Origin of the sequence: Microbacterium sp. C5A9 (assembly GCF_022627955.1) — a bacterium.
Taxonomy (GTDB): domain Bacteria; phylum Actinomycetota; class Actinomycetes; order Actinomycetales; family Microbacteriaceae; genus Microbacterium.
The window spans coordinates 292,340-317,681 of sequence record NZ_JABXGD010000003.1 but is presented as its reverse complement, the minus strand read 5'-3'; the positions used below and the strand labels follow the sequence as shown (position 1 = coordinate 317,681).

Sequence of the window (25,342 nt, the reverse complement as noted above, 5' to 3'; positions counted from 1 at the left end):
GATGATGTGATCACAATGGGACTCATGATCGACGGCGCACCCGATGGCGCCGCCTTCGATCCTGCGCCGGACGACGGAGCGGCACGCTGGAAGCGAGCCGCCGACCTCTTCGACGCATGGCGAGACGGCGACAGCCGCGCGATGGACGACCTCGTGCGGTTGATGACGCCTGTCCTCTGGCATGTGGTGCGCGCATACGGGCTCGAGCGCACGCTGGCCGAGGACGTGATCCAGACCACCTGGTTGCAGCTCGTGCGCGGTCACCGGTCGATCGCCGAGCCCCGTGCCGTCTCGGCCTGGCTGACGACGACCGCCCGCCGCGAGGCCTGGCGGGCCGGCAAGGCGCACAACCGGGCCGATACGACGGAGACGGATGCTCTCGACGCGCTGCTGCCCGCGCAGCAGTCGGCCGAAGACCACGCCGCGACGGGAGACGAGAACCGTCGCCTGTGGTCGGCGGTGACGCGCCTCGCCGAGCGCTGCCAGCAGCTGCTGCGGGTGATCGCCTTCGAGGAGCGCCCGGACTACGCGCGGCTCGCCGCCGATCTGGCGATGCCGGTCGGCAGCATCGGACCCACGCGTCGACGCTGCCTCGCCAAGCTGCGTGATCTGCTCGACGCCCCGACACCGCGGACGGAGGGCGCGCCATGAGCGACGATGACCCGAGTCACAGCGGGCAGGGCGAGAACGAGGCGAGCGACGACGCCGCCCTGTTCGCCCGACTGCGTGCGCTCTGGCGCGACGTCGACCCGATGCCGGCGACGCTGATCGACCGGATGATCGCGTCCGTCGCCGCCGAGGGGCTCTCGGAGGAGTACGCCCTGCTGACACTGGTCGAACAGCCGCTCAGCGCGGTGCGCGGCGACGCCGATGCGCTGACCCTGCAGTTCAGCGACGGCACGACCAGCATCCTGCTGCACGTCACCCGCACGGAGAACGGACGCCACCGCATCGACGGCTGGGTCGACACCGCCGCCGCCGGCGTGGAGCTCGCACAGGGAGAGCGCCGCCGCACCACCACCGCGAGCGACACCGGACGGTTCGTGTTCGACGACGTTCCCGACGGGCTGACCCTCGTGCGCCTCACCACCACGGCCGGCGACCAGCAGCGCACCCTGTCGACACCGCAGTTCGAGTTGTGATCCACCGCGGGGCGACCCGCACAGGCCGCGGGGTTCTCCCGCACACACGACGCGGCTCAGCCCGCGAGGAGAGGACCGACGATGGAGCAGCCCCGAGGGTGGACCTGGCAGGATCGCGCGGAGGGATCGATCCGTCGCGGCGCGGCCCTGGATCCGACCGTGGAGCCGGTCGGCGGCGTGCGCGCCTTCCCGACCGCCTACCTGCCCGAGCGACTTCTCATCACGAACGACCGCGACGACGACAACGAGGCGTACGACGGCGAGATCCGCGCGCTGATCGACGCCGCGCGATCGTTCGGCTGGAACCTCGACCTCGAGTCGCCGGAGACGCGACTCGCGGCAGGACCGCTGCTGCCCGGCGTCGCGGGCTTCCTGCGCGCGCACCTCACGACACCCGATGAGCCGAGCCGCGGCGAGTCGCCCGTGCCGCCCGACGCCTGGCGCGTGCTGCAGCGCGCACGGCGCAGCACGGGCACCCCGATGCCGCGCACGAGTCTCGAGCACGTGCTGTCGATCGACCCGGTCGGGCTCAACCCGTTCAGCCGCACCAATCCCTTCAGCCGCACCAACCCGTTCAGCCGCACCAACCCGGTGCGCGGAGCCGGCGCGGGCGGCAGCGACGACTACCTCGAGCCCGGTCGCGGCGCCCGGCAGCCGGTGACCTGGATCGGCGCGGCGCCGCAGCGCGCGGCCGCTCCGAAGCGCGGGCGACGTCCTGTCGTCGCGGTGCTCGACACCGGCTGCGGCACGCACGAGTGGCTGCCCGACGACATCGTCACCCGGCATGTCGAGCTCGACGGGGTGCCGGTGGGACTCACCGACGACGCCGACCCCGAGCGCTATCCGGATCTGTACGGGCAGCTCGACGGCGAGATCGACGCGGTGGCGGGTCACGGCACGTTCATCGCGGGGATCATCCGGCAGACGGCGCCGGATGCCGACATCCTGTCGGTGCGCATGGCCGGCGCGCTCGGCGTGATCGACGAGAGCACGTTCCTCGTCACGGTCTCGCAGGTCGTCGAGCTGCTGCGCCGTCATCGGGAGGACCCGTCGACCGGGCATCCGATCGACGTGCTCAACCTGTCGCTCGGGTACTACCACGAGACGCCGACCGACGGCCTGTTCAGCCGCACCCTCGAGGCGATCCTCACGACGGCGCGCGAGCTCGGATGCATCGTCGTCTGCTCGGCGGGCAACGACGCCATCGATCGCCCGTCGTTCCCGGCATCCCTCTGGCCCTGGCCCGGAGCCGACAACGGCATTCCTGCCGACGCAGATGCTCCGCTGGTCTCGGTCGGCGCTCTCAACCCGTCGGCCCGATCGGTCGCGCTGTTCTCGAACGTCGGCCCCTGGGTTCGGGTCTACGCACCGGGAGCCGCCGTCGTCAGCACGTCACCCGCGTTCGTGGGCGGCGAGCAGGCCACGACCAGGGCGGACGTCGACGGGCTGCGTCGCGAGACGATCGACCCCGACGACTACCGCGGCGGATTCTCGATCTGGAGCGGCACGTCGTTCGCGGCGCCGTTCGTCGCGGGGCGCATCGCCGCGCGGCTCGGCACGGTTCCGCCGCAGGGCATCACCCGGGATGCGGCGGCCAAGGCCGTCGCGGCGGTGCTGAAGGCCCTGCCCACCCCGGTCACGCGGGAGTAGCCGGGGGCAGACGGCGCAGCATCGGAACGCCGAGAGCCACGGATGCCGTCACAGGCCTTCCCAGACACCGAGCAGACCGGCATTCTGGTTGGATGCCCCTGACTGCGCGCGAGCTGCATCAGCGCGGCGTCGACGCAGCCAACTCCCGACGGTTCGCGCAGGCTCGACGCGCGCTGGCGGCCGCATCCGCGCGCACCGACGACGAGGACCTGCTGGCGCGCATCGACGGGACGCGCGCATACGTCCTCGCGCAGACCGGCGAACCCGCCGAGGCCGAACGCCTGTCGCGGGCGGCACTCACCCGTCCGGGAATCAGCACCGAGACGATCGCGCTCGCGCACGGTCAGCTCGGCACACTGCTCATGCACACCGGCCGCCTCGACGAGGCCGACGCGTTCCTGACCCTCGCGATCGACGCGCTCGACGAGAACTCGGTCGCGAGCGCGAACCTGCTGATGAGCCGCTCGATCGTCGGCATGCAGCGCCATCGGCTCGACGACTGCACCGCGGACCTCCGCCGCGCCGCGGCCGCCTACGAGTCGCACGGCGCCGAGGAGCCTCTGGCCGAGGCCCGGCACAACCTCGGCTACGCCGCACTGCTCGGCGGCGACCTGGTCACGGCCCTCGCCCTGATGACGGCGTCGCGCCCGATCCTCGCCGCCACGAGCGACCTCGCCGCCGCGATCAGCGATCTCGACCGGGCCGAGGTGCTGCGCGACGCGGGGCTCACCACCGAGGCGGAGGATCTGCTCGGCGCGGTCGCCGTGCGGTTCGGCGCGCAGCGGATGCGGCAGGCCCGCGGTGAGGCGGAGTTCCACCTCGCACGATCGCTGCTGCGACACGACGCCCCGGGTGCCGAGCGGGCCGCCGCGACGGCGGCCCGCCGTTTCACCGCGCTCGGCAGCGATGCCTGGGCGGCGCGGGCCGAGGCGGTGCGCCTCGAGGCGCGCATCCGCTCGCGCCCCGGCTCGACCCCCGATGCCGAGATGTTCACGCGCACCGCGGCGACGCTGGCCCGCGGCGGCTTCCGCACCGAGGCCACGGCGCTGACGCTCACGTCGCGCCTCGCGGGGGGAGGACGCATGCCGCGGCTCGCCGCCGATGCCCCGACGCCGCTCCGACTGCGATCGCACGAGGTGCGCGCCCTGCGGGCATCCGCCGCCGGACGCGATGCCGAGGCACGGCGCATCGCCGCGCAGGGGCTCGATCTGCTCACCGCCTGGCAGCAGTCGTTCGGTGCGCTCGACCTCCAGGCCTCCGTCGCGATGCACGGTACCGAGCTGATGTTCGCCGGCCTCGCCGCGGCCGCGCGATCGGGTGATGCCGAGGTGCTGTTCGACTGGTCGGAGCGTGCGCGGCACCTCAGCCAGCAGGTCGCGCCGGTGCGTCCGCCCCGAGATCCCGAGCTCGCCGCCGACCTGGCGGAGCTGCGGATGCTGCGCGCCGACCTCGCCGGATCCGACTGGACCACCGACGCGCGGGTGCGGGAGCTGCGTGACCGGGTGCGCGACCGTCAGTGGACGGCGACCAGGGTCGCCGGCAGCCGCGGGCGCCTCGATCTGGCGCAGACGCGCGCGCGGCTCGACGACGACACGGCCGTGCTGGCGTACGTCTACACCGGCACCGCCCTCGTCTGCGTGACGGTGGGTCCTGCCGGATCGTCGATCGTCGACCTGCCGTGGCCCCGCATCCAGCGCGCCCTCGACGGGCTCAGGGCCGACCTCGACGTCGCCGCCCTCACGCGCGGCGGCCCGATGGCGCAGACGGTGATGCGATCGCTCGACGAGAGGCTGCGGGCTCTCGACGAGGCCCTGCTCGCGCCTGTCCGCGCCGCGGCGGGCGGCGCCGACCGTCTCGCGCTGACGGTGCCCGGCATCCTCGCGGGCGTGCCCTGGGCGATGCTCCCCGGCATGGCGGGGGTGCCGTTCACCCTCGCGACCTCGGTGTCCCGCTGGCTCGGCGACGAGTCGGCGCCGCACCCCCCACGCACCCGTGCCGCGACGAAGACCGCGGGCTTCACGGCCGGGCCCCGCGTCGCGCGCGCCGACGAGGAGGTGCGCACCGCGGCGAGTGCCTGGCGCGACGCGCGTGCCGCTCCCGGAGCCGACCCGCGCGTCATCACCGGCGCCGATGCGAGGGTGGCGACGGTCACCGACCTCGCCGCGCAGGTCGATGTGCTGCACATCGCCGCGCACGGTCGGCACGCGGTCGACAACCCGCTGTTCTCGGGATTCGAGCTCGCCGACGGCACGCTGTTCGGCTACGACGTCGACCTGATCCCGCGCGCACCCGAGACCGTGGTGCTCTCGGCGTGCGAGCTCGGCCGCTCGTCGGTGCGCTGGGGCGAGGAGGCGCTGGGCATGACCCGGGTGTGGCTGCACGCCGGCACCCGCAGCGTGATCGCGGCTCCCGTCGTGGTCGCCGACGACGTGGCGTGCGAGCTTCTGGGAGCCATGCACTCCGAGCTGGCTCGCGGTGTCGCCCCGGCGGTCGCCCTGGCCTCGGCATCCGCATCGACCGGCCTGACAGCCCCGTTCCAGTGCCACGGCAGCGGGCTCTGAAAGTTTTCTCCAGTCGATGTATCAGAACATCGCCGACCTGCTCCTTATCTGCAGAAGGTGCCATGCGAAGGGCTTCGGGAACGAAGCGCGAGGGAGGCGCAGAAGTCGGTTTTTGGGGAACCTCATTCACTGGGGAGTGTGAGGACGGCAGGACACCATCTGCTCCGGGGATGTCGCGACAGGGATCGCGGCATCCCCATAAGGAGTCCGACCGGAGGAGACCGCCGCGGGGTCAGGCGGTCAGCACCTCGTAGCCCGCGGCGCGCAGCGCGGCGAGCGCGGGGGCGGTCGCGCCGTCGTCGGTGAGGAGCACGGGGAACAGCTCCGCACCGCCGACGGCCGCGAACGCGACCGTGCCGAGCTTGCTGCTGTCGGTGACGACCACGGCCCGGCGCGCGCGCTCGGCCATCATGCGGTTCACGGCCGCCTCGCGCTCGTCCTGCGTGGTGGCGCCGGCCTCGGCATCCATGCCGTTCACGCCGATGAACGCCATGTCGAGGCGGACTCCGCGCAGCAGCTGCTCGACGAACGGGCCGACGAGCTCGTAGCTGCGCGAGTGGATCACTCCACCCGTGACGACGACCTTGATGTCGGGGCGGGTCGCGAGCTGCGCCGCGATGTTCACCGCGTTCGTGACGACCGTGATGCCGGGACCGGCGGAGAGGTCGCTCCGCGCGGCGAGTGCCGCCGCGATCGCCGTGGTCGTGGTGCCGCCCGAGAGTCCGACGACCATCCCCGGTGCGACGAGGGCGGCCGCGGCCTGGGCGATGCTCTCCTTCTGCTGCGTGCGCTGGTGGCTCTTGTAGCGGATGGGCAGCTCGTACGCGACGTCGTGCGCGACCGCGCCGCCATGCGTGCGGGTGAGCAGGCGCTGCTCGGCGAGGGAGTCGAGATCACGGCGCGTGGTCGCGGCCGAGGCGCCGAAGCGGTCGACGAGCTCATCGACGTTCACCTCCCCGTCCGCGGCCAGCAGGTCGAGGATCGCGTTCAGGCGGGCGGCGCGCTTCATGTCTCCATCCTGCCCGGGTTCACGAGTCTCACCGCACCACGTCGGCGGTCTCGAGCGCGAACAGGCGCAGCATGCGCGCGGCCTCCTCGGCGAGCGCCTCGCGAGCAGGCGTCAGGTACCTGCGCGAATCGACGAGCCGCTCGTCGGCGTCGAGCGTCGAGCGGATCGCCCGGGTGAAGAACCCGTTCAGATGCGTCGACACGTTGATCTTGGTCATCCCCGCGCGCACCGCGTCGGCGATCACCGCGTCGGAGACGCCCGACGAGCCGTGCAGCACCAGCGGAACCTGCTGCCCCTCGCGGCCGCCGCGGCGGAGCGCCTCGTGCAGCCGGCTGATGAGTGCGAGATCGAGCGATGCCGTGCGGTCCGTCATGGCGTGCGACGATCCCACGGCCACGGCGAGCGCATCGACGCCCGTCGCCGCGACGAACTCCCGCGCCTCGTCGGGGTCGGTGCGGACTCCGGGCGCGTGCGCCCCGTTCTTGCCGCCGACCTCGCCCAGCTCGCCCTCGATGTAGACCCCGGCGGCGTGTGCGCGGTCGGCGACCTCGGCGGTGATCGCCACGTTGTCGTCGTAGGGCAGCGCCCCGCCGTCGAACATGACCGAGCCGAAGCCGAGCGCGATCGCCTCGTCGACGAGGTCGGGCCTCTCGGCGTGGTCGAGGTGCACCGCGACCGGCGTCTCGGCGCGGCGCGCCACCGCGAGGGTCGCCAGCGCGATCGGCTCGAGCCCGCCGTGATAGTCGGCGCAGTTCTGTGAGATCTGCAGGATCACCGGCAGGCCCGCCCGGGCCGAGGCGCGCACGAGCCCCTCGGCGGTCTCGAGGTGGATCACGTTGAACGCGCCGAGGCCGGTGCCGCGGGCGGCGGCATCGGTCACGAGCTCGCGGGCGGAGACGAGGGTCACGGGCGTTCCTCTCGGACGGCGGGGACGAAGGGAGCGACGACCAGGCGCTCGTCGAGGGCCGGCCAGTCGGCGGAGATCTCTCCGGCGAACGGCATGAGCACGGCGGCGGCCGACCAGGCGGTCGCCCGGCGCAGGACCGTCTCGAGGTCGCGGATGCCGTCGGCGTAGAGCACAGCGCACGCGGCCACCGCGGCGTCGCCGGCTCCGGTCGGGTTTCCGGCGAGCGGTGCGTCGAGCCGGGCATGCAGGACGTCGGATGCCGTGACCGCGAGCATTCCGCGGGCACCGAGCGAGAGCAGCACGAGGTCCGTGCCGCGCGCGATCAGGGAACGGGCCCCCTCCACGGGATCGGCGATGCCGGTCGCCTCGACGAGCTCGGCCGCGTTGGGCTTGAGGACGGATGCTCCGGCATCCGCCGCGTGCAGCAGGGCGGGGCCTGACGTGTCGACGATCACGGGCACTCCGGCATCCCTCGCCGTGCCGATCAGCAGGGGCAGCAGCGTCGTGGGCGCCCCGGGCGGCAGGCTGCCCGAGATCACCAGCACCCGCGCTCCGGGGAGCGCATCGACGACTTCGCCGAGCAGCGTCGCCCACTCGGGGTCGCTCGGGTTCAGACCGCGCTCGTTCACGACCGTGGTGTCGCCGAGGTGCGCGTCGACGATCGCGACGCTCTGCCGGGTGGCGCCGACCACCGGAACCAGGCGGTGCGGCACACCGCTCGCCCCGAGCTCGGCGGCGAACTCGACGCCGCTGCGACCACCCGCCGTCGCGACCGCGAGCACCGATGCCCCCTCGGCATGCGCGACCCTCGCGACGTTGATGCCCTTGCCGCCGGCGCGGGCCGCACCGGCATCCGCCCTGTGCGTCTCGCCGAGCGTCAGCCGGTCGACGTGCCAGGTGAGGTCGAGCGCCGGGTTGGGGGTGACGGTGAGGATCATGCGAGCTCCCGTGCGCGCAGTGCAGCCCCGAGGATGCCGGCATTGCCCGAGAGCTCGGCGGGCACGAGTGCGGGGATGCGGTGGAAGCTCAGTCGCTCGGCGAGGCGCACCCGCAGCTCGTCGAACAGGGCGCCGCCGGCGCGGGAGAGCCCTCCGCCGATCACGACGGCCTCGGGGGCCACGACCGCGGTGAGCTGTGCGAGCGACAGGGTGAGCGCGTCGAGCGCCGAGTTCCAGATCTCGGCGGCGACCGGGTCGCCGGATGCGGCGCGCGCGATCACGTCCTTCGCGCCGTCGGGGACGGTGCCTGTCGCGTCGCCGTACCGCCGCGCGATCGCCCCTGCCGAGGCCACCGCTTCGAGACACCCGCGCGCCCCACAGGCGCAGAGCGGTCCCTCGGCGATCGGCGAATGCCCGATCTCGCCCGCATAGCCCCCGGCGGTGTACGGCTGCCCGCCCACGAGCAGGGCACCCGCGATGCCGGTGCCGATCACCAGCACCACCGAGTTCGAGTAGGCGCGGGCGCCGCCGAGGCGATGCTCGGCCCAGCTCGCGGCGCGCACGTCGTGGTCGAACGCGACGGGCAGGCCGAGTTTCGCCGCCGCGAGGTCGCGCAGCGGGGAATCGTGCCACCCGAGGTTGCTCGCGAACACACCGAGCCCGGCATCCGCATCGACGATCCCCGGCACGACCAGCCCCACCGCCCGCGGTACGACGTCGGGGTGGTCGGCCCGCAGCTCGGCCGCGAGCACTCCCAGACGCTCGATGAGAGCTCCGGTGCGGTCGACGTCTGACGTGCTCTCCCCGTCGTGATCAGCCCGAGGACCTGCGAGGGGAGTCGGCGTGCGCCGCAGCCCCCGAGCGGTCCCGTCGGCGTCGAACAGGGCCGACTTGATGTCGGTGCCGCCCACGTCGAACGCGAGCACCGGCGCGCCCGCGCCCAGCGATCGCGCCGCGGTGAGCTTCTCGCCCGACGCATCGCGCACCACGTCGACGATGCGCGCGGCGTCCTCAGGCCTGGTCATGGTCTGCTCCCTCCCGGGTCCTCGTCACACGTCCGGGATCGTCGTCACGCGTCGAGGATGACCGAGCGGGTGAGGTTGCGCGGCTGGTCGGGGTCGAGTCCGCGCGCCACGGCGCGGTCGAGGGCCACGCGGTGCAGGCGCACGAGGTCGGCCAGCGGGTCGATCGGATGCTGCACGAAGCGCGCCCCCGTGGCGTCGACCTGTGCGGCCAGTCCCTCGGGCGCCTCGCCGAACTGCCAGGTGACGCGGCCGGGGGCGGCGATCGCGATCGGGCCGTGGCGGTACTCCATCGATGGGTAGGACTCGGTCCACGACTGCGACGACTCGCGCATCTTCAGCGCCGCTTCGTGCGCGAGGCCCACGGTCCAGCCGCGACCGAGGAACGAGTACTGCTCGGCGTCACGCAGCTCGTCGTCGTACTCGGCGGCCAGCACGGCGGCGGCGTCGTCGATCGCACCCGTGAGGTCTTCGCCGAGCGACGCGCGGAAGAGCGCCAGCGCCGTGGTCGCGAAGCGGGTCTGCACGACGGACTTCTCGTCGGCGAACGGCAGCAGCACGGCGTCGTCGACGAGCGAGACGAGCGGCGAGGTCTCGTCTCCGATCACGCCGATCGTGCGCACGCGACCCGAGAGGCGCTCGACGAGTTCGAGCACCTCGGTCGTGGTGCCCGAGCGTGTGAGTGCGACCACGGCGTCGTAGCCGCGGTCGGTGAACGACTCGGACGCGGCGAACGCATCGGTCTCTCCCTGCCCCGCGGTCTCGCGCAGGAACGCATACGACTGCGCCATGAACCACGACGTGCCGCAGCCGACGACGGCGACGCGCGCGCCGGACGCCGGCAGCAGTGCCTGGGCGTCACGGAGATCGGCGGCGCGGGCCCACGTGTCGGGCTGCGAGGTGAGCTCTTCGCGCATGTGCGCGCCGGGGAGATGTTCGGTCATGACGGGCCCTCCGGACCAGATGTTGCAAGTTTGTGATTGTTTTGACGACTATTCGATCATAGTATTTCGACTCAAGGGAATCACGCAAGGATTCTCCTTGATTTGTTCATTCTCCTGACAAATAATCAGACCAGTTCCACCGCCCCCTCTCCGGTCCGGTCCGCTGAGGGTTCCTCGAGCCGACCCGGCTTGATCGATCGCCGCTCCCTCCGAGAGGCGATCACACGCACCGTCGCGTGAGATGTGCTTGCGACTGTGCACCACCTACACAGTGAGGAATGCAATACACATGAAGAAGTCACTGCGATTCGGCGCTGTCGCCCTGGCGGCGACCGCCACTCTCACGCTCGCGTCGTGCGGGTTCGGCGGCTCGACCGAGGGCGGCGGGGGCGACGCCGACGGCGCGTCCACGCTCGACCTCCTCGTTCCCAGCTACTCCGACGCCACGAAGGGCCTGTGGGAGGACGTGATCTCGGGGTTCGAGAAGGAGAACCCCGACATCACGGTCAACCTCGAGGTGCAGTCCTGGGACAACCTCGAGAAGGTCGTCTCCACGAAGATCCAGGCCGGTGAGGCGCCGGACATCTACAACGGCGGCCCGTTCGCCGGGTTCGTCGGCGACGAGCTGCTCTACCCGGTCGAGGACGTGGTCTCCGAAGACACGTACGCCGACTTCCAGGACGCGTTCCTCGCGAACGCCGAGGTCGACGGCACCGCCTACGCTCTGCCGCTGATCGCCTCGGCCCGCGCGCTGTTCGTCAACAACGCGCTGCTCGAGCAGGCCGGCGTCGAGGCGCCGACCACCTGGGACGAGCTGCTCGATGCCGCGACCAAGGTGTCGGCGCTCGGGGGCGGTGTGGCCGGCTACGGCATGCCGCTCGGCTCCGAAGAGGCACAGGCCGAGGCGGCCGTGTGGCTGTGGGGCGGCGGCGGCTCGTTCGGCGATGCCTCGGAGATCACGATCGACACCCCCGAGAACCTCGCCGGTGCCGAGCAGATCAAGAAGATGATCGACGCCGGCGCCACGCAGGCCGACCCCGGCTCGACGCAGCGCTCGCCTCTGATGGACATCTTCATCCAGGGCAAGATCGGCATGCAGGTGGGTCTGCCGCCGACGGTGGGCCAGATCGAAGAGGGCAACCCCGAGCTCGACTACTCCATCGTGCCGATCCCGACCGAAGACGGCTCGCCGTTCACGCTCGGCGTCATGGACCAGCTGATGGCGTTCGAGAACGACGGCGACAAGCAGGAGGCCATCACGAAGTTCTTCGACTACTACTACTCGGCCGACGTGTACGTGCCGTGGGTGCAGGCCGAGGGCTTCCTGCCCGTCACGAAGTCGGACGCAGAGCAGCTCGCCGGCGAGGAGGCCCTTGCGCCGTTCCTCGAGGTGCTGCCCGATGCGCAGTTCTACCCGTCGACGAACCCGAAGTGGTCGGCCACCGACGGTGCGTTCAAGTCGCTGTTCGGTCAGCTGCAGACGAAGTCGGCGCAGGACGTGCTGACCGAGATCCAGGCGCAGGTCGACGCCGGCTGACGCCTGCCGAGGCACTGACACCCACTGGTACCGCTGACACCACCGACGGAGAGGTTCGGGTATTCCCATGAGCCAGACGAAAGAATCCTCGAACCTCGCGGGGGCGGCCACCGGCCGTCCCCGCACCCCGGGGCGCACGCGCTCTGGCGCCGGCAGGCCCGGCGGCAGACCGGGTGGCAAGGACCTGCTCCAGGCGCTGCCCTGGATCGCCCCCGCCCTGCTCCTCATCATCGGCGTGGTCCTCTTCCCCGCCGGGGTGATGTTCTTCAACTCCACCCGTGACATCTCGCTGTCGGGACTCGACAAGGGATCCGTCGGGTTCGACAACTTCGTGACGGTGTTCACGTTCGCGGAGTTCTGGCCGATCATCGTCCGCACGATCGTGTGGGTCGTCGTCGTGGTCGGCTTCACGGTGATGATCTCGCTCGGGCTCGCGCAGATCCTCAACAAGGCGTTCCCCGGCCGCCAGATCGTGCGCATGGCCGTGATCGTGCCGTGGGCGGCGTCGGTCGTGATGACGACGATGGTGTTCTACTACAGCCTCGAGCCGTACTTCGGGGTCTTCAACAAGTTCCTCTACGACATCGGCCTGTCCGATGACGCGGTCGGCTACGGGTGGACGAAGAACCCCGCGACCGCCTTCGCGTGGTCGATCGTGATCGCCGTCTTCGTCTCGCTGCCCTTCACGACCTACACGATCCTCGCCGGGTTGCAGACGGTCCCGGCCGACACCCTCGAGGCCGCGAAGATGGACGGCGCCGGCGCGGCCCGCACCTACTGGACGATCGTGCTGCCGCAGCTGCGCAGCGCCCTGGCGGTCGCCGTGCTCATCAACATCATCAACGTGTTCAACTCGCTCCCGATCCTCAAGGTCATGACCGGATCGATCCCCGGATACGGCGCCGACACGATCATGACGATGATCTTCAAGTACATCGAGCTGCAGAAGAAGGTCGACGTCGCGAGCGCGCTCTCGGTCGTGGCCTTCCTCATCGTGATCGTGATCGTCGCGATCTACGTCAAGGCCGTCAAGCCCATGAAGGAGGTCTGATCATGACCGTGACCGAGACCGCCCTCGTCACCACCGCCGGCGACGACGCCGCGCCCCGCATCCCCGGGCGCAGGCGCCGCTACACCGAAGACCAGGTGACGCTGCCCCGCGTCATCCTGCGCATGGCCGCCGGCATCCTCGTGCTCGCGATCTTCGTGCTGCCGTACCTGATCATGTTCTTCGGCTCCGTGAAGACGAAGTCGCAGATCCGCTCGGTCGACCCGACGTACCTTCCGGTGGAGTGGCACTGGGAGAACTACTTCACGATGTGGTCGACCCCCGAGACCCCGCTGCCGTACAACCTGATCTCGACGATCATCATCGCCGTGTTCGCGACGCTGCTCGTGCTCGTGGTCTCGCTGCCCGCGGCGTACTACACCGCCCGATTCAGATTCCCCGGCCGCATGGTGTTCCTGTTCCTCGTGATCGTGACGCAGATGCTGCAGCCGGCCGTGCTCACCTCCGGACTGTTCCGCCAGTTCACGGTGCTCGGACTCAGCGACACGTGGGCGGCGATGATCTTCATCAACGCCGCCTTCAACCTGTCGTTCGCGGTGTGGATCATGCACTCGTTCTTCGCCGGCATCCCGAAGGAGATCGACGAGGCCGCGCAGATCGACGGGGCAGGGCGCTTCACCGTGCTGTTCAAGATCAACCTGCCGCTGGTCTGGCCTGGCATCGTGACGGCGATCGTCTTCACGTTCGTCGCCTGCTGGAACGAGTTCGCCGCGTCGCTCGTGATCCTCTCCACCGACAAGAACCAGCCCCTGTCGGTCGCGCTGACCAAGTTCGTCGGCCAGTACGAGACGAGCTGGCAGTATGTGTTCGGCGTCTCGATCGTCGCGATCCTGCCCGTCGTCATCCTGTTCATGCTCATCGAGAAGCGCCTCGTCGGCGGCCTGACCGCCGGCAGCGTGAAGTAGCACTCGTCGGTGCGATGCGGAGCGCCCGGGTGGCGCTCCGCATCGTCGCGTCGAAAGACTGCTAGACAGTCCGAGAGACGACGAGGGGGGCTCGATGCGTTCTGCGCGCAGGATCATGCTGGCCGCCGACCACACCCCGCTCATCCTGACCACCGAATTCGGAGGCTGATCGCGCCATGACCTGGCAGGATGCAGGACGCGTCGACCGACGCCCCTCGGGCGATGCCCACCCCGGATGGGGATGGGGCGTCGTGCTCGTACCCGTCGCCGTCGGACTCGCGGCTCTCGGGCTGTTCTTCCTGCGATCGCTCGACCCCGGGATGGGCACGCTGATCGGCGTCGCGCTCATCGCCTGGGCGGTGTCGCTCGCGATGCCGTTCTTCGTCATCGCCTGGTATGCGGCACAGGCGGCATGGAAGGCGCCGCGTGAGCACCGCGGTCGGACGTTCGCAGCGCCCTCGCATCAGCTGCGACGCATCGGGTTCGGCATGCGCTGGAGCTTCCGCGCACGCGGGCTGCTCTTCGACCCCGCCTCGTATGACGGACCGGATCTCCCCATGCTCATCGCGGGCAAGATCGTCCACATCCTCGCGATCGCGGTCCTGGTGATCGCCGGCGTCGTGGCCGCGCTCGTCGGCATCGCCTCCCGCTGACACGGAGTCTCCTCCGCGGCGGCACGCGACCTCGCGATCAGGACGCCGGAGCGGATGCCGCGCGCAGCTGCGCCGGACTCCAGCGCACGCCGAGCGCGTTCGAGAGCGCCACCTGCGCGACCCCGGTCGCGATCAGGGCGTCCGCGTCGGCGTACCGCACCGGCACGTTCACCGTCCCCGTGGCGGTGTAGTCGATCTCGGCCTGCACGAGTCCGAGGAACCGATCGCCGAGCGCGCGCGCCGGTCCGCCGATGACCACCTCCGCCGCGTCGAGAACGGCGGCGATGAGCTTGAGCGTTCGGGCGAGCGCCCGCGCTCCCTCGGTCAGCAGTCGATCGTCGGCCCCTGCGGCGAGCGCCGCGATCGTCGCGACATCCATCGCATCGTCGAAGTCGTCGCCCAGCATCGCGGTCATCGAGGCCACCGATTCCAGGCATCCCTCACGTCCGCATCGACATGCGCGCGCGTCGTCACCGAACTGCACCTGCACGTGGCCGATCTCGCCCGCACGGTCGCGGGGCCCGGGTGCGAGCTCGCCGTCGAGCGTGACGGCCGCCCCGATGCCGGTGCCGATGTGGATGAACAGCCGGTACCCCGACGATTCGTCCTCCCTCGCCGCCTCCGCGATCGCCTCGGCGTCGACGTCGTTGACGAGCAGCACGGGAACACCGAGCACCCGTTCGAACCGTTCGGCGAGAGGCACGTCGGTCCAGCCCAGCTGCACGCTCTCGAACACGCGGCGTCCATCCGTCGTTCCGGGCAGCTGCACCGCGGCCACGAGCGGGCGCCCCGCGTACTCGGCCGCGATGTCGGCGACGGCGGCGTCGAGCATCCGGTCCCGTGTGGCATCGGTGTAGGCGACCTTGCGCGTGTCGATCTCGGTGCCGTCGAGGGCGATCAGGGCGATGCGGGCGTCGGTGGGCCTGATGATCACCACGACCAGCACGTGGTGATCGGCGTCGATGCTCAGGGTCGTCGGCCGCTTGCCCCCGGTGCTGGCGGCCTGCTCGCCCTCGACCACGAGCCGCAGATCGATGAGCTCGGCGACCAGCGACGACGCCGTCGCCGCCGTGAGTCCGGTCGCTCGGGCGATGCCCGCACGGGTCTGCGCCCCGGGCTCGCGAAAGACGAGCTGGAGCGCCCGCCGCAGGTTGGCGCGACGAACCGCGGCCTGGGTGTCGCGTGAGTCGTCGCCGTTCAGCATGGGGTCGTTCCCGATGTCGGATTCGATTGACAGACCAGGGGTTCCTGCGTACCCTCGGTCATAGTTTATTCAATAAACTTAGTTCGGTCCCCGGGCGAGTGAGTGCTGCACACACTGTCACTCGCCCGGACGACCGGATCAACGCCCTTCGGCGGCTTCCGTGTGATGGCGGATCACCTCGGCCACCACGAAGTTGAACCACTTCTCGGCGAACTCGGGGTCGAGATGGGCCTGCTCGGCGAGGGAGCGCAGACGCGCGACCTGCTGCTCCTCGCGTCCGGGATCGGATGCCGGCATCTCGTGCTCGGCCTTGAGGCGCCCGACCTGCTGCGTGGCGCGGAACCGCTCGGCGAGCATGAAGATGAGAGCGGCATCGATGTTGTCGATGCTGGAGCGCAGTCGGAGGAGTTCAGCCCGGGGGTCTTCGGCAGCGGTCATGCCCCTACTTTACGGAAGCGACGGCCGCCCCTGCCGCTATCGTGAGCACATGACCGAAGACGAGAAGATTCCGGCCACGAGCGCGGCGGATACGCCTCCGAAGCCCGCATCCTCCCCCGCATCCGAGATCCCGGATGCGGCGGCCCTGCCGGACTTCCCCGGCGCGACCGCAACATCGGCCGTCGCAGTGCCCGTCGAGCAGGTCGGCGGCGCGGCTTCGGTCCGCCGCGTGGTCGTCGAGCCGATGACTCCGAGCCGGTCGTTCTGGACCCGCATCGACCGCCCGTTCGTCTTCGGATTCCTCGTCACACTGGGCGGCCTCGCCGCGATCCTGCTCGGTCTGGCCGTCGCGAACCTGTCGACCGTGATCATCTACATCGCCCTCGCCCTGTTCGCGGCGCTCGGTCTCGATCCCACGGTGCAGTTCCTCGAGAAGCGCGGCCTCTCGCGCGCGATCTCCGTGGTCGTCGCCATCGTCGGACTCATCGTCGTCGCGGGACTCGTCGTCTGGATGGTGCTGCCCGTCGTGATCGAGCAGATCGCGAGCTTCATCCGCTCGGTCCCCGGCATGATCCAGGAGTTCATGCGCAGCGACATCTACGCGACCCTCGAAGCCCAGTTCGGCGACCAGTTCGAATCCCTGGTCACCGACGTCCAGAAGTTCCTCACCGACCCGGGCAACATCGCCGCGATCGGCGGCGGGGCCCTGCAGGTCGGTGCCTCGATCGCCAACGCCATCTCGGGCATCATCGTCGTGCTCGTGCTCACGCTGTACTTCCTCGCGACGCTGCCGTCGATCAAGACCGGCCTGCTGCGCCTCGCCCCCGCGCGCGACCGCGAGCGCGCGCGAGACATCACCGACCAGATCACCGACTCGGTCGGCGGCTACGTCATGGGAATGGTCATCCTGGCGTTCTGCAACGCCGTGCTCGCGTTCCTGCTCTACTTCTTCCTCGGGCTGCCGTTCCCGCCGCTGATGGCCACGGTCGCCTTCTGCATCACGCTGATCCCGCTCGTCGGATCCGTGCTGTTCTGGATCATCGGCACGACCCTCGCGCTGTTCAGCAACCCGATCGCCGCGCTCGTGTTCGCGATCGTCTACCTGGTCTACATGCAGATCGAGGCGTACGTGATCACGCCCCGCGTCATGAACCGCGCGATCTCGATCCCCGGATCGCTCGTCGTGATCGGCGCCCTCGCCGGCGGCACGCTGCTCGGGCTGCTGGGCGCTCTCGTGGCGGTCCCGGTCGCGGCATCCATCCTGATCATCATCAAGCAGGTGCTGATCCCCCGGCAGGACGCTCGCGTCTGACGGCCCGCGCCACCCCCCGCACACGCGGAAGCGCCCGGCCCCCTGCGGGGCCGGGCGCTTCCGATGAGACGCGTCAGGATCAGACGAGGTCGTTGTCCTCGAGCCACTTCTTCGCGATGTCTGCGGACGACTGCTGGTCGACCGTGCTCAGCACGTTGAGGGCGACGAGCTCCTCACCGGTCAGCTTGGCGCTGATGGCGTTGAGCACGTCGGACACGTCATCGGCGATGTCGCTCGAGACGATCGGCACGACGTTCGACGAGATGATCAGGTTCTCGGGGTCTTCGAGAGCGACGATCTCCTCCGTCTCGAAGGCCGGGTCGGCGGTGTAGATGTCCGCGACCTGGATCTGGCCGGCGAGCAGCGACTCGAGCGTGGTCGGGCCGGTGGCCGAGAACGTCAGGTCGACTCCGTAGACCTCCTTGGCCGCAGCCGGGCTGTACGGACGCTGCTCGAACTCGGGGGCCGCGCCGATCGTGACCTGCGAGGTCACCTTCGACAGGTCGCCGATGGTGGTCAGGCCGTTCTCCTCGGCGAAGCTCTTGAGCACGGTGTACGAGTCCTGGTCGGATGCCTCGGCGTAGTCGAGCGCCGTGAGACCCTCGGGCAGAGTGTCCTGCAGGGCCGCGAAGACGTCGTCGGGGCTGGTGACGTCGATCTCATCGTCCGAGATGAACTCGAGCAGGCTGCCCGTGTACTCGGGGAAGATGTCGATGTCGCCGGACTCGACGTCGGGCCAGTACGCGTCGCGCTGGCCGATGCTGAACTGACGGTCGACCTTCACGTCAGCGGCTTCGAGTGCCTGCGCGTAGATCTCGGCGATGATCTCGTTGGAGTAGTACGCCTGCGAGCCGATCACGATCGTGTCGCCGCTGCCCGAGCTCTCACCGGATTCGGACGGCTCGTCGAGCGGGTTGCTCGACGCGCAGGCCGTCAGGGCGAGTGCCGCCGCGGCGACAAGGCCGACGGCGAAGACGGAACGCTTTCCTCGTGCTGTGAACATGGATTTCCTCTTCTCTGGAACTGCTGTGTGGGACGACTGCTGGTGGGGATGATTCGAATGACGGCCGTCAGGCGGTGGCGGTGGCGGACGCGGCCGCCTGGCTCCTCGCCCGCTCCCGACGCTTCGGAGCGGAGCCGGTGCGGAGGCCCTTCGGAACAGCGGCATGCTGCGCGGCAGCGAGCAGCAGATCCACCACGAGGGCGAGCGCGGCGACGAGGATCGCCCCGGCGAGCACCTGGTCGAACTTCTGCAGCGGGATGCCTTGGATGATCGGCCAGCCGAGTCCGCCGAGATTCACGTAGGCCGCGATCGTGACCGTGGCGATCACCTGCAGCAGCGCGGAGCGGATGCCGCCCACGAGCAGCGGCAGACCGAGACGCACCTCGACCTTCCAGAACACCTGCCAGCTGGTCATGCCCATCGCCTTCGCGGCGTCGATGATCCGACGATCGATCGCCTCGAGACCCGTGTAGGCGCCGGCGAGCAGCGACGGGATCGCGAGCAGCACGAACGTGATCACCGCAGCCTCGGGGATGCGCAGCACCCCCAGCAGCAGCACGAGAAGGATCATGAGTCCGAACGCCGGGATCGCACGGGCAGCGCCGGACACGGCGACCGCGATCTCGCGACCCTTGCCTGTGTGGCCGATGAGCCAGCCGATCGGCACCGCGATCACGGCGGCGATCAGCACCGAGATCGCGGTGAGGGCCAGGTGCTCCGCGAGGAGTTTGGGCAGCGCGTAGTTGCCCGTCCACTGCTCGGGAGCGAGCATCCACGCGAATGCTTCGGCGAAGAGGTTCATGCGGGAGCCCCCACGGCGAGGGCCCGAGCGGCGGCGGGCTTCGACGCGGCGCGCGTCCAGGGCATCAGCGCCCGGCCGAGCAGCAGGAGGATCAGGTCGATCACCAGGGCGATCACGACGACCGCGATGATGCCGGCGAACACCTCGGCGATGATGCGACGGTCGAGCCCGTTGGTGAACAGATAGCCGAGGTTCGTGACGCCGATCAGGATGCCGACCGTCGCCAGGGAGATCGTGCTGACCGCGGTGACGCGCAGCCCCGCCAGGATCACCGGACCCGCGAGCGGGAACTCCACCGCCCAGAAACGCCGCCACGCGGCGAAGCCGGTCGCCGTCGCCGCCTGGCGCACATCGTCGTCGACCGAGTCGAGGCCGTCGGAGACGGCGCGCACGAGGATCGCGACGGCGTAGATGGTGAGCGCGATGACGAGGTTCGCCTCGCTACGCGCGGAGTACCCGGCCACCGAGGGCAGCAGGATCAGCAGTGCGAGCGACGGAATCGTGTACAGCAGCCCGGTGAGCACGATGATCGGTCCGCGTACGAGCCGGAAGCGCCACGCGACCCAGCCGAGCGGGAGCGACAGCACGAATCCGAGCACGATCGGGATGATGCTCTGACGCAGATGCACCAGAGTCAGGTCGAAGATCAACCCGAGGTTGTCGGCGACCCAGTTCACGTGAGTCCGCCCTGCACCGCGCCGAGGGCGGCGGCATCCGGCCCGGCGAGCGGACCGTCGGACTTCTCGACCTCGGACACGATGGCGCCCTGCGTGCGCCCCTCGGAGTCGACGACCACGGTGCCGTGCGGCGTCTCCTTGAGGTGCAGTGCGCGGCGGCCCCGGTCGGCGCCGATGAACGAGGCGACGAAGTCGTCGGCCGGGTTCTCGATGATCTCGCTCGGGCTGCCCACCTGCACGACCCGCGCCCCCTTGTCGAGGATCACGACCTGGTCGCCCAGCAGGAACGCCTCGTCGATGTCGTGCGTGACGAACACCACCGTCTTGTCGAGCTCGCGCTGCAACCGCAGCGTCTCCTGCTGCAGATCGGCGCGCACGATGGGGTCGACCGCGCCGAAGGGCTCGTCCATCAGGAGGATGTTCGGGTCGGCCGCCAGCCCGCGGGCCACACCCACGCGCTGCTGCTGCCCGCCCGAGAGCTGGCTCGGATACCGCTCGGCCAGCGACTGATCGAGGCCGACCGTCGCCAGCAGTGCGCGCGCCCTCTCGTGCGCCGGACCCTTCTTCACGCCCGTGAGGCGCAGCACGGTCGCGACGTTGTCGATCACGGTGAAGTGCGGCATGAGCCCGGAGTTCTGCATCACGTAGCCGATGCTGCGGCGCAGCTGCACGGGGTCGCCGCCCAGCACGCTCACACCGTCGATCTCGACCTCGCCCGAGGTCGGCTCGACCATGCGGTTGATCATGCGCAGCAGGGTCGTCTTGCCGCAGCCGGACGACCCCACGAACACGGTCGTCTTGCGCGACGGCAGCACCAGGCTGAAGTCGTTCACGGCGAGGGTGCCGTCGGGGAACCGCTTCGTGACGTTGCGGAACTCGATCATGGGCGCATCTCCAGTCGGTGGGGTCGGCTCAGTGCGGTGCGTGCTGGCGTGCGTTCGGGAGGTGCGTTACGGGACGACGTCGACGCCGGGCGCGAACGCGACGTAGCCGGAGAAGTCCTTGCCGACTCTGTCGAAGGCCGTCGGATACGGCGTCGGGTACGACCACGCCAGGTCTTTGTGCAGACCCTCGCCGTCTTTGACGGAGTAGTACTGGCACACGCCCTTCCACGGACACGTGTAGGGCGTGGGGCTCTCGACGAGCACCCCGGGCGCGACGGATGCCGGTGGGAAGTACCAGTTCCCCTCGATGCGGATGAGGTCGTCCTCCTCAGCCTCGGCGATGACGGTTCCTGCGAGTACAGCCTTCATGGTCCTGCCTCCTCGGTGGGTTCGAGCGTATAAGAGGTCTGCGACATTGGTCCGAGGCTTGCGCTTCGGGGCGTCAATGTGAGAAACAATCCGTCCGCGGGCACGCGGGATGCTCCCGATGCTCTGCGGGTTGTTCGGAGCGGATGCCGCAACGGATGGCCGCTCACGGCATCCCTCCCCGGCCTCCGTCCGCCGTGTTCATGCCGACTGCCGCCCGTAGCCCTCGAGCAGTCGCAGCCAGACCTCGCCGACCGTCGGGTACGACGGGACCGCGTGCCACAGACGGGCGATCGGCACCTCGCCGACGATCGCGATCGTGGCGGCCTGCACGAGCTCCGCCACCTCCGGCCCGACGAAGGTCGCGCCGATCACCACGTCGCGATCCTTGTCGATCACGAGGCGCGCCTGCCCCTCGAAGCCGTCCTCATAGAGGCTGGCGCCCGCGATCGAGCCGAGGTCGTAGTCGACGACCGCCACCTCGTGCCCGGCCTCGCGAGCGGCGGCCTCGGTGAGACCGACCGATCCCACCTCGGGGATCGAGAACGTGACCTGCGGGGCGCCCGCGTGGTCGGCGGTCGCGACATGGCGTCCCCAGGGGGCGTCGTCGACGGCATCGCCGCTCGTGCGGGCCGCGATCACGTCGCCCGCCGCCCGAGCCTGGTACTTGCCCTGGTGGGTGAGCAGCACGCGTCCGTTCACGTCCCCGACGGCGTAGAGCCAGTCGGAGTCCGGCACCCGAAGAGTGTCGTCGACCGCGATCCAGCGTCCGGGCTCGAGTCCCACGACGTCGAGGCCGATGTCGCCGCTGCGCGGAGAGCGTCCCGTCGCGACGAGTAGCTCGGCCGCGGTGACGGTCGACCCGTCGTCGAGCACGATCGTCACGCCCTCGTCGGTGCGGCTGACGCTCGTCGTGCCGGTCTCGAGGCGCACGTCGACGCCGAGCTCCTTCAGCCCCGCCGCGACGCGCTCGCCCACGAACGGCTCCATCGACCCGAGCAGACCGCTGCGGGCGATGATCGTGACCGTCGAGCCGAGCGCCGCATACGCCGTCGCCATCTCGACCGCCACGACTCCGCCGCCGATCACGGCCAGCGACTCGGGGAGCTCTTCTGCACTGGTCGCCTCGCGGCTGGTCCACGGCGAGGACTCGCGCAGCCCCTCGATCGGCGGGATCACGGCATCCGAGCCGGTGCTGATCGCCACCGCGTGGCGAGCGCGCAGCACGCGCGTGCCGCCGTCGGCATCCGTCACGGTCACCTCGCGCTCGCCCGTGAGCCGCCCGTGGCCGCGCGCGAGATCGATGCCGGCCGAGTCGAGCCACTTCACCTGACCGTCGTCCGACCAGTTGCTCGTGAACGAGTCACGCCGGTCGAACACCGCGCGCACGTCGAGCGTGCCGGTCACCGCCTCTTTCGATCCGGCGACGTGCTGCGCCGCGCGCAGCGCCTGCGCCGATCGCAGCAGCGCCTTCGACGGCATGCAGGCCCAGTACGAGCACTCACCGCCCACGAGCTCGCTCTCCACGATGATCGCGGTCAGCCCGCCCTGCACGGCACGGTCGGCCACGTTCTCGCCGACCGGACCTCCGCCCAGCACGATCAGGTCGTATTCGTCGGTCTTGTCAGCAGTCATCGCATGCACCTCTCCGTCGCCCAGTCTTGCTCAGAACCAACGTCGAGTCACGGGGTGGTGTTCCGCCGGGTGTTGTGGTGGGATGCCCCGGGCGCGTCACCGGGCCTCCCGAGTCGCTGCGGGAATCATGGACGGCAGAGCTCAGGCACTCCGTGGCGCGACGCGAGGCGCGAGCACCGCTGCGGCGAGCGCGATGATGCCCGCCAGGGCGAACACCGCGACGAACGGGTCGGCGACCGCCGCGAGACCGGTGAACAGGACCCCGGTGATGGCGAGAGCCAGCGCACTGCCGAAGGAGTCGGCGACGGTCATGGCCGAGCTGTTGAAGCCCTGGTTCTCGGGTGCGGACATCTCGAGAGTCAGCGCGCTGGTTCGCGGACTCATCAGCCCCATGCCGGCACCGGCGACGATCCAGGCGACGATGATGACCACGACCGGTGCGGCGAGCACGGCCGCGGCGAGGGCGAGAGCGACTCCGGAGACGACGAGGATCGTGCCGACGCGTACGGCCGTGACGCTCGAGAGGCGCACACCCATGCGGCCCTGCAGCGTGGCGGCCGCCGACCAGGCGAGAGCTCCGCCGGTGAGCGAGAGACCCGCGACGGTCGGCGACACCTCGTAGCGCTCGGTGAGCAGGTACGGGATGTAGACCTGGGCGCCGAAGAACCCCGCCGCGGCGAGCCCGCGCACGAGCAGCACCGAGGGCAGACCGCGCCGGGCGCGCAGGGTTCCCGTCGGCAGAAGGGGCCGCACGGCGACGACCGCCACCACGACCGCGGCGGCCGCGAGCACAGGACCTGCCCCCGGGATGTCGCCGACCAGGTTCAACCCGAGCACCGCCAGCGCCGCGAGCACCGACCAGCCGAGTCGTCCGAACGCCCACGGCGTCGAGGCGTCGCCGTCGCCCGCCAGCCCGCGGAGCGCGGGGACGACCATGAGCAGCGCCGGAACCACCAGGAAGACGACGCCGAGGAACACCCAGTGCCAGCTCCACAGCTCGGTGACGGCCCCGGCGACGGTCGGTCCGACGAGTGACGGCACCACCCACGCGGCGGCGAACCCGGCGAAGATCGCGGGATGCAGTGCGCGCGGGTACACGCGGGCGACCACCACATAGAGGGCGACCATCAGCCCGCCGTTGCCGAGGCCCTGCGCGAAGCGACCGGCGACGAGCACCTCCATGGTCGGAGCGAGTCCGGCGACGACCAGACCGACGACGAACATCGCCACCGAGAGGTACAGCGGTGCGACCGGCCCGCGGCGGTCCGCCCAGTTGCCCGCCATGACCATCCCGATCACCCCCGTGGCGAGGGGCCCGGCGAAGGCGAGCGCATAGAGGCGTTCTCCGTCGAGGTCGGCGCTCACCGCCGGCATCACGGTCGTGACGGCGAGGGACTCGAACGCCCCGAGGAAGACCAGCGCGCACGCGCCGATCGTGATCCAGAGGTAGGTGCCGTGGAGGATGCCCGTGGTGGCCGCCTTAGCGGTCTGCACCGCGTCCGTGTCTGCAGTCATAGGCTCGACCGTAGAACCTCAACAAAGGTTGAGGTCAAGCGGTGACCGCGACGAGGTCAGCGGACGAGCAGGAAGTGCGTCGGCGTCGGCGCGGGCGCCTGATGGCGGATGCCGAGCGGCGCCCCCGTGCGCTCGTCGAGGTCGAGCAGCGCGACCGTGTCGGATCGCTGTCCCGCGACGAGCAGCTTGCCCTCGTGCACCAGGTGGTGGCGCGGCCAGTCGACCCCGGAGTCGGCCAGCGCGAACGGCTCGAGGCTCTCGCCGCCGCCCTGCACCCGGAGCGCGGCGATCGTGTTGCTGCCGCGCAGCGCGGTGTAGAGGAACTGCCCGTCGCGCGTGCGAGCGAGCTCGGCGGGGAAGTCGGTGCCGACCTCGGCGATCGGGCTCGTGAGCACCGAGCCGACCACCGCCCACGTGCCGTCACGACCCGCGGCGAGGGTGAACACCTCGCACGAGTACTCGGTCACCACGTGCAGGTGCCCGCTGGGGTGCACGACCATGTGGCGCGGCCCGGTGCCCATCGGCAGCGCGACCTCGTGGTCGAGCAGCAGACCGCCCGCCCCCTGGCGCCAGATGCGCACGAGGTCGAAGCCGAGATCGGTCGTCGCGATGCGGCCGTCCGGCAGGAATGCCGCGGCGTGCGCATGCGAGACGCGCTCATCGCCGTCGGCCGTGCGCGATCCCGCGTAGGGGTCGGATGCCGCCACGGCGACGCCCGCCGGAGCAGCGGCCTCGAGAGGCTCGCCGAGCAGGGCCGCGCGCAGCTCGGCGGCCTTGTTCACCGCGTCCGGCACCAGGCGCCCCTGCGGGTCGATCCCGATGCGCACGACACGACCGTCGCCGTAGCAGCTGGCGATGAGGAAGTCCCCGCGCGGGGCGACGGCGACGTGGCACACGTTCTCGCCGGCCTCGACCGGCTCGCCGAGGGGCCGCAGGGCCGACTCGCCGGAGCGGACGAACGCCTGCACCGCGGCATCCCCCTCGAGCGCCGCGTACACGACGTCGAGGGTGGGATGCTGCGCGAGCCACGACGGCGACGGCGTCTGCGTGACCGCACCGCGATACGAGAGCGAGGTCGGCCGGTCGGCATCCCCCGCGAGCAGGCCGATGCCGTCGGCCGAACCCTCCATCGCCGAGCCGTAGCCCCCGAGCCAGAACCGTGTCATGGT

24 protein-coding genes are annotated in these 25,342 nt (G+C 70.6%); 9 read left to right on the top strand and 15 right to left on the bottom strand.

The features are described 5' to 3' along the window. Positions 1-24: 24 nt before the first annotated feature. The 4 genes from HWD99_RS08265 (at position 25) to HWD99_RS08250 (ending at position 5,353) form a co-directional block, all read left to right on the top strand. Positions 25-651, top strand: coding sequence for an RNA polymerase sigma factor (locus HWD99_RS08265; protein WP_241795750.1), 627 nt, complete (start codon positions 25-27; stop codon positions 649-651). Next, positions 648-1,142 (top strand): hypothetical protein, encoded by a 495-nt coding sequence (locus HWD99_RS08260; RefSeq protein WP_241795749.1) that lies wholly within the window; start codon positions 648-650, stop codon positions 1,140-1,142. Before HWD99_RS08265 ends, HWD99_RS08260 begins: the two co-directional genes overlap by 4 nt. An 81-nt stretch (positions 1,143-1,223) precedes the next feature. Further along, positions 1,224-2,792, top strand: a complete 1,569-nt coding sequence (locus tag HWD99_RS08255) for a S8/S53 family peptidase (protein ID WP_241795748.1) — start codon at positions 1,224-1,226, stop codon at positions 2,790-2,792. Between the two features lie 92 nt (positions 2,793-2,884). Beyond that, positions 2,885-5,353, top strand: coding sequence for a CHAT domain-containing protein (locus tag HWD99_RS08250; protein ID WP_241795747.1), 2,469 nt, complete (start codon positions 2,885-2,887; stop codon positions 5,351-5,353). Between the two features lie 232 nt (positions 5,354-5,585). Here the strand turns inward: HWD99_RS08250 and HWD99_RS08245 are convergent, their stop codons facing one another. The 5 genes from HWD99_RS08245 to HWD99_RS08225 are packed head-to-tail and all read right to left on the bottom strand — an operon-like array spanning position 5,586 to position 10,173. After that, positions 5,586-6,362, bottom strand: coding sequence for a DeoR/GlpR family DNA-binding transcription regulator (locus HWD99_RS08245; RefSeq protein ID WP_241795746.1), 777 nt, complete (start codon positions 6,360-6,362; stop codon positions 5,586-5,588). Positions 6,363-6,390: 28 nt separating this feature from the next. Then, on the bottom strand, positions 6,391-7,269 hold the full coding sequence (locus HWD99_RS08240) for a class II fructose-bisphosphate aldolase (RefSeq protein WP_241795745.1): 879 nt from the start codon (positions 7,267-7,269) through the stop codon (positions 6,391-6,393). Next, positions 7,266-8,207: a 1-phosphofructokinase family hexose kinase gene (locus HWD99_RS08235; protein WP_241795744.1), complete on the bottom strand. Its 942-nt coding sequence runs from the start codon at positions 8,205-8,207 to the stop codon at positions 7,266-7,268. The genes HWD99_RS08240 and HWD99_RS08235 overlap by 4 nt, the downstream gene beginning before the upstream one ends. Further along, a complete protein-coding gene (locus HWD99_RS08230) occupies positions 8,204-9,232 on the bottom strand; it encodes an ROK family protein (protein WP_241795743.1) in 1,029 nt (342 codons plus the stop codon). Before HWD99_RS08230 ends, HWD99_RS08235 begins: the two co-directional genes overlap by 4 nt. A 44-nt stretch (positions 9,233-9,276) precedes the next feature. Further along, a complete protein-coding gene (locus tag HWD99_RS08225; RefSeq protein WP_241795742.1) occupies positions 9,277-10,173 on the bottom strand; it encodes an SIS domain-containing protein in 897 nt (298 codons plus the stop codon). A gap of 289 nt (positions 10,174-10,462) precedes the next feature. Between HWD99_RS08225 and HWD99_RS08220 the strand changes: the two genes are divergently transcribed. From HWD99_RS08220 to HWD99_RS08205, 4 genes are all read left to right on the top strand, one after another. After that, positions 10,463-11,710, top strand: a complete 1,248-nt coding sequence (locus HWD99_RS08220) for an extracellular solute-binding protein (protein WP_241795741.1) — start codon at positions 10,463-10,465, stop codon at positions 11,708-11,710. 67 nt (positions 11,711-11,777) lie between these two features. Beyond that, positions 11,778-12,761: a carbohydrate ABC transporter permease gene (locus HWD99_RS08215; RefSeq protein ID WP_241795740.1), complete on the top strand. Its 984-nt coding sequence runs from the start codon at positions 11,778-11,780 to the stop codon at positions 12,759-12,761. Between the two features lie 2 nt (positions 12,762-12,763). Further along, on the top strand, positions 12,764-13,684 hold the full coding sequence (locus tag HWD99_RS08210) for a carbohydrate ABC transporter permease (RefSeq protein WP_241795739.1): 921 nt from the start codon (positions 12,764-12,766) through the stop codon (positions 13,682-13,684). Positions 13,685-13,860: 176 nt separating this feature from the next. Continuing rightward, entirely contained in the window at positions 13,861-14,337 is a 477-nt protein-coding gene (locus HWD99_RS08205; protein WP_241795738.1) for a hypothetical protein, read from the top strand. A gap of 37 nt (positions 14,338-14,374) precedes the next feature. Here HWD99_RS08205 and HWD99_RS08200 read toward each other — a convergent pair whose 3' ends face one another. Together HWD99_RS08200 and HWD99_RS08195 are read right to left on the bottom strand one after the other, a co-directional pair. Beyond that, positions 14,375-15,541: an ROK family protein gene (locus HWD99_RS08200; RefSeq protein ID WP_241795737.1), complete on the bottom strand. Its 1,167-nt coding sequence runs from the start codon at positions 15,539-15,541 to the stop codon at positions 14,375-14,377. A 138-nt stretch (positions 15,542-15,679) separates the two neighbouring features. After that, positions 15,680-15,979, bottom strand: coding sequence for a chorismate mutase (locus tag HWD99_RS08195; RefSeq protein ID WP_241795736.1), 300 nt, complete (start codon positions 15,977-15,979; stop codon positions 15,680-15,682). A gap of 49 nt (positions 15,980-16,028) precedes the next feature. On the opposite strand from HWD99_RS08195, the gene HWD99_RS08190 reads away from it, so the two are divergent. Further along, positions 16,029-17,291, top strand: a complete 1,263-nt coding sequence (locus HWD99_RS08190) for an AI-2E family transporter (RefSeq protein ID WP_241795735.1) — start codon at positions 16,029-16,031, stop codon at positions 17,289-17,291. 79 nt (positions 17,292-17,370) lie between these two features. Here HWD99_RS08190 and HWD99_RS08185 read toward each other — a convergent pair whose 3' ends face one another. The 8 genes from HWD99_RS08185 to HWD99_RS08150 all read right to left on the bottom strand — a co-directional run bounded on the left by HWD99_RS08185 (position 17,371) and on the right by HWD99_RS08150 (position 25,339). Further along, complete coding sequence (locus HWD99_RS08185; RefSeq protein WP_241795734.1) at positions 17,371-18,294, bottom strand: ABC transporter substrate-binding protein; 924 nt, start codon at positions 18,292-18,294, stop codon at positions 17,371-17,373. A gap of 67 nt (positions 18,295-18,361) precedes the next feature. Beyond that, entirely contained in the window at positions 18,362-19,096 is a 735-nt protein-coding gene (locus tag HWD99_RS08180) for an ABC transporter permease (RefSeq protein ID WP_241795733.1), read from the bottom strand. Further along, on the bottom strand, positions 19,093-19,773 hold the full coding sequence (locus HWD99_RS08175; RefSeq protein ID WP_241795732.1) for an ABC transporter permease: 681 nt from the start codon (positions 19,771-19,773) through the stop codon (positions 19,093-19,095). Before HWD99_RS08175 ends, HWD99_RS08180 begins: the two co-directional genes overlap by 4 nt. Next, positions 19,770-20,657, bottom strand: coding sequence for an ABC transporter ATP-binding protein (locus HWD99_RS08170; protein ID WP_241795731.1), 888 nt, complete (start codon positions 20,655-20,657; stop codon positions 19,770-19,772). The genes HWD99_RS08175 and HWD99_RS08170 overlap by 4 nt, the downstream gene beginning before the upstream one ends. A 66-nt stretch (positions 20,658-20,723) precedes the next feature. After that, a complete protein-coding gene (locus HWD99_RS08165; protein WP_241795730.1) occupies positions 20,724-21,026 on the bottom strand; it encodes a DUF427 domain-containing protein in 303 nt (100 codons plus the stop codon). Between the two features lie 198 nt (positions 21,027-21,224). Further along, complete coding sequence (locus HWD99_RS08160) at positions 21,225-22,658, bottom strand: NAD(P)/FAD-dependent oxidoreductase (RefSeq protein ID WP_241795729.1); 1,434 nt, start codon at positions 22,656-22,658, stop codon at positions 21,225-21,227. A gap of 141 nt (positions 22,659-22,799) precedes the next feature. Next, positions 22,800-24,173 (bottom strand): MFS transporter, encoded by a 1,374-nt coding sequence (locus HWD99_RS08155; RefSeq protein ID WP_241795728.1) that lies wholly within the window; start codon positions 24,171-24,173, stop codon positions 22,800-22,802. A 56-nt stretch (positions 24,174-24,229) separates the two neighbouring features. Then, positions 24,230-25,339, bottom strand: coding sequence for a beta-propeller fold lactonase family protein (locus HWD99_RS08150; RefSeq protein ID WP_241795727.1), 1,110 nt, complete (start codon positions 25,337-25,339; stop codon positions 24,230-24,232). Between the last annotated feature and the right edge of the window lie 3 nt (positions 25,340-25,342).

Coding starts and splice junctions, on each gene's coding strand:
- HWD99_RS08265 (WP_241795750.1), top strand. CDS start 25: ATGATCGACGGCGCACCCGATGGCGCCGCCTTCGATCCTGCGCCGGAC.
- HWD99_RS08260 (WP_241795749.1), top strand. CDS start 648: ATGAGCGACGATGACCCGAGTCACAGCGGGCAGGGCGAGAACGAGGCG.
- HWD99_RS08255 (WP_241795748.1), top strand. CDS start 1,224: ATGGAGCAGCCCCGAGGGTGGACCTGGCAGGATCGCGCGGAGGGATCG.
- HWD99_RS08250 (WP_241795747.1), top strand. CDS start 2,885: ATGCCCCTGACTGCGCGCGAGCTGCATCAGCGCGGCGTCGACGCAGCC.
- HWD99_RS08245 (WP_241795746.1), bottom strand. CDS start 6,362: ATGAAGCGCGCCGCCCGCCTGAACGCGATCCTCGACCTGCTGGCCGCG.
- HWD99_RS08235 (WP_241795744.1), bottom strand. CDS start 8,207: ATGATCCTCACCGTCACCCCCAACCCGGCGCTCGACCTCACCTGGCAC.
- HWD99_RS08230 (WP_241795743.1), bottom strand. CDS start 9,232: ATGACCAGGCCTGAGGACGCCGCGCGCATCGTCGACGTGGTGCGCGAT.
- HWD99_RS08225 (WP_241795742.1), bottom strand. CDS start 10,173: ATGACCGAACATCTCCCCGGCGCGCACATGCGCGAAGAGCTCACCTCG.
- HWD99_RS08220 (WP_241795741.1), top strand. CDS start 10,463: ATGAAGAAGTCACTGCGATTCGGCGCTGTCGCCCTGGCGGCGACCGCC.
- HWD99_RS08215 (WP_241795740.1), top strand. CDS start 11,778: ATGAGCCAGACGAAAGAATCCTCGAACCTCGCGGGGGCGGCCACCGGC.
- HWD99_RS08210 (WP_241795739.1), top strand. CDS start 12,764: ATGACCGTGACCGAGACCGCCCTCGTCACCACCGCCGGCGACGACGCC.
- HWD99_RS08205 (WP_241795738.1), top strand. CDS start 13,861: ATGACCTGGCAGGATGCAGGACGCGTCGACCGACGCCCCTCGGGCGAT.
- HWD99_RS08200 (WP_241795737.1), bottom strand. CDS start 15,541: ATGCTGAACGGCGACGACTCACGCGACACCCAGGCCGCGGTTCGTCGC.
- HWD99_RS08195 (WP_241795736.1), bottom strand. CDS start 15,979: ATGACCGCTGCCGAAGACCCCCGGGCTGAACTCCTCCGACTGCGCTCC.
- HWD99_RS08190 (WP_241795735.1), top strand. CDS start 16,029: ATGACCGAAGACGAGAAGATTCCGGCCACGAGCGCGGCGGATACGCCT.
- HWD99_RS08185 (WP_241795734.1), bottom strand. CDS start 18,294: ATGTTCACAGCACGAGGAAAGCGTTCCGTCTTCGCCGTCGGCCTTGTC.
- HWD99_RS08180 (WP_241795733.1), bottom strand. CDS start 19,096: ATGAACCTCTTCGCCGAAGCATTCGCGTGGATGCTCGCTCCCGAGCAG.
- HWD99_RS08170 (WP_241795731.1), bottom strand. CDS start 20,657: ATGATCGAGTTCCGCAACGTCACGAAGCGGTTCCCCGACGGCACCCTC.
- HWD99_RS08165 (WP_241795730.1), bottom strand. CDS start 21,026: ATGAAGGCTGTACTCGCAGGAACCGTCATCGCCGAGGCTGAGGAGGAC.
- HWD99_RS08160 (WP_241795729.1), bottom strand. CDS start 22,658: ATGACTGCTGACAAGACCGACGAATACGACCTGATCGTGCTGGGCGGA.
- HWD99_RS08155 (WP_241795728.1), bottom strand. CDS start 24,173: ATGACTGCAGACACGGACGCGGTGCAGACCGCTAAGGCGGCCACCACG.
- HWD99_RS08150 (WP_241795727.1), bottom strand. CDS start 25,339: ATGACACGGTTCTGGCTCGGGGGCTACGGCTCGGCGATGGAGGGTTCG.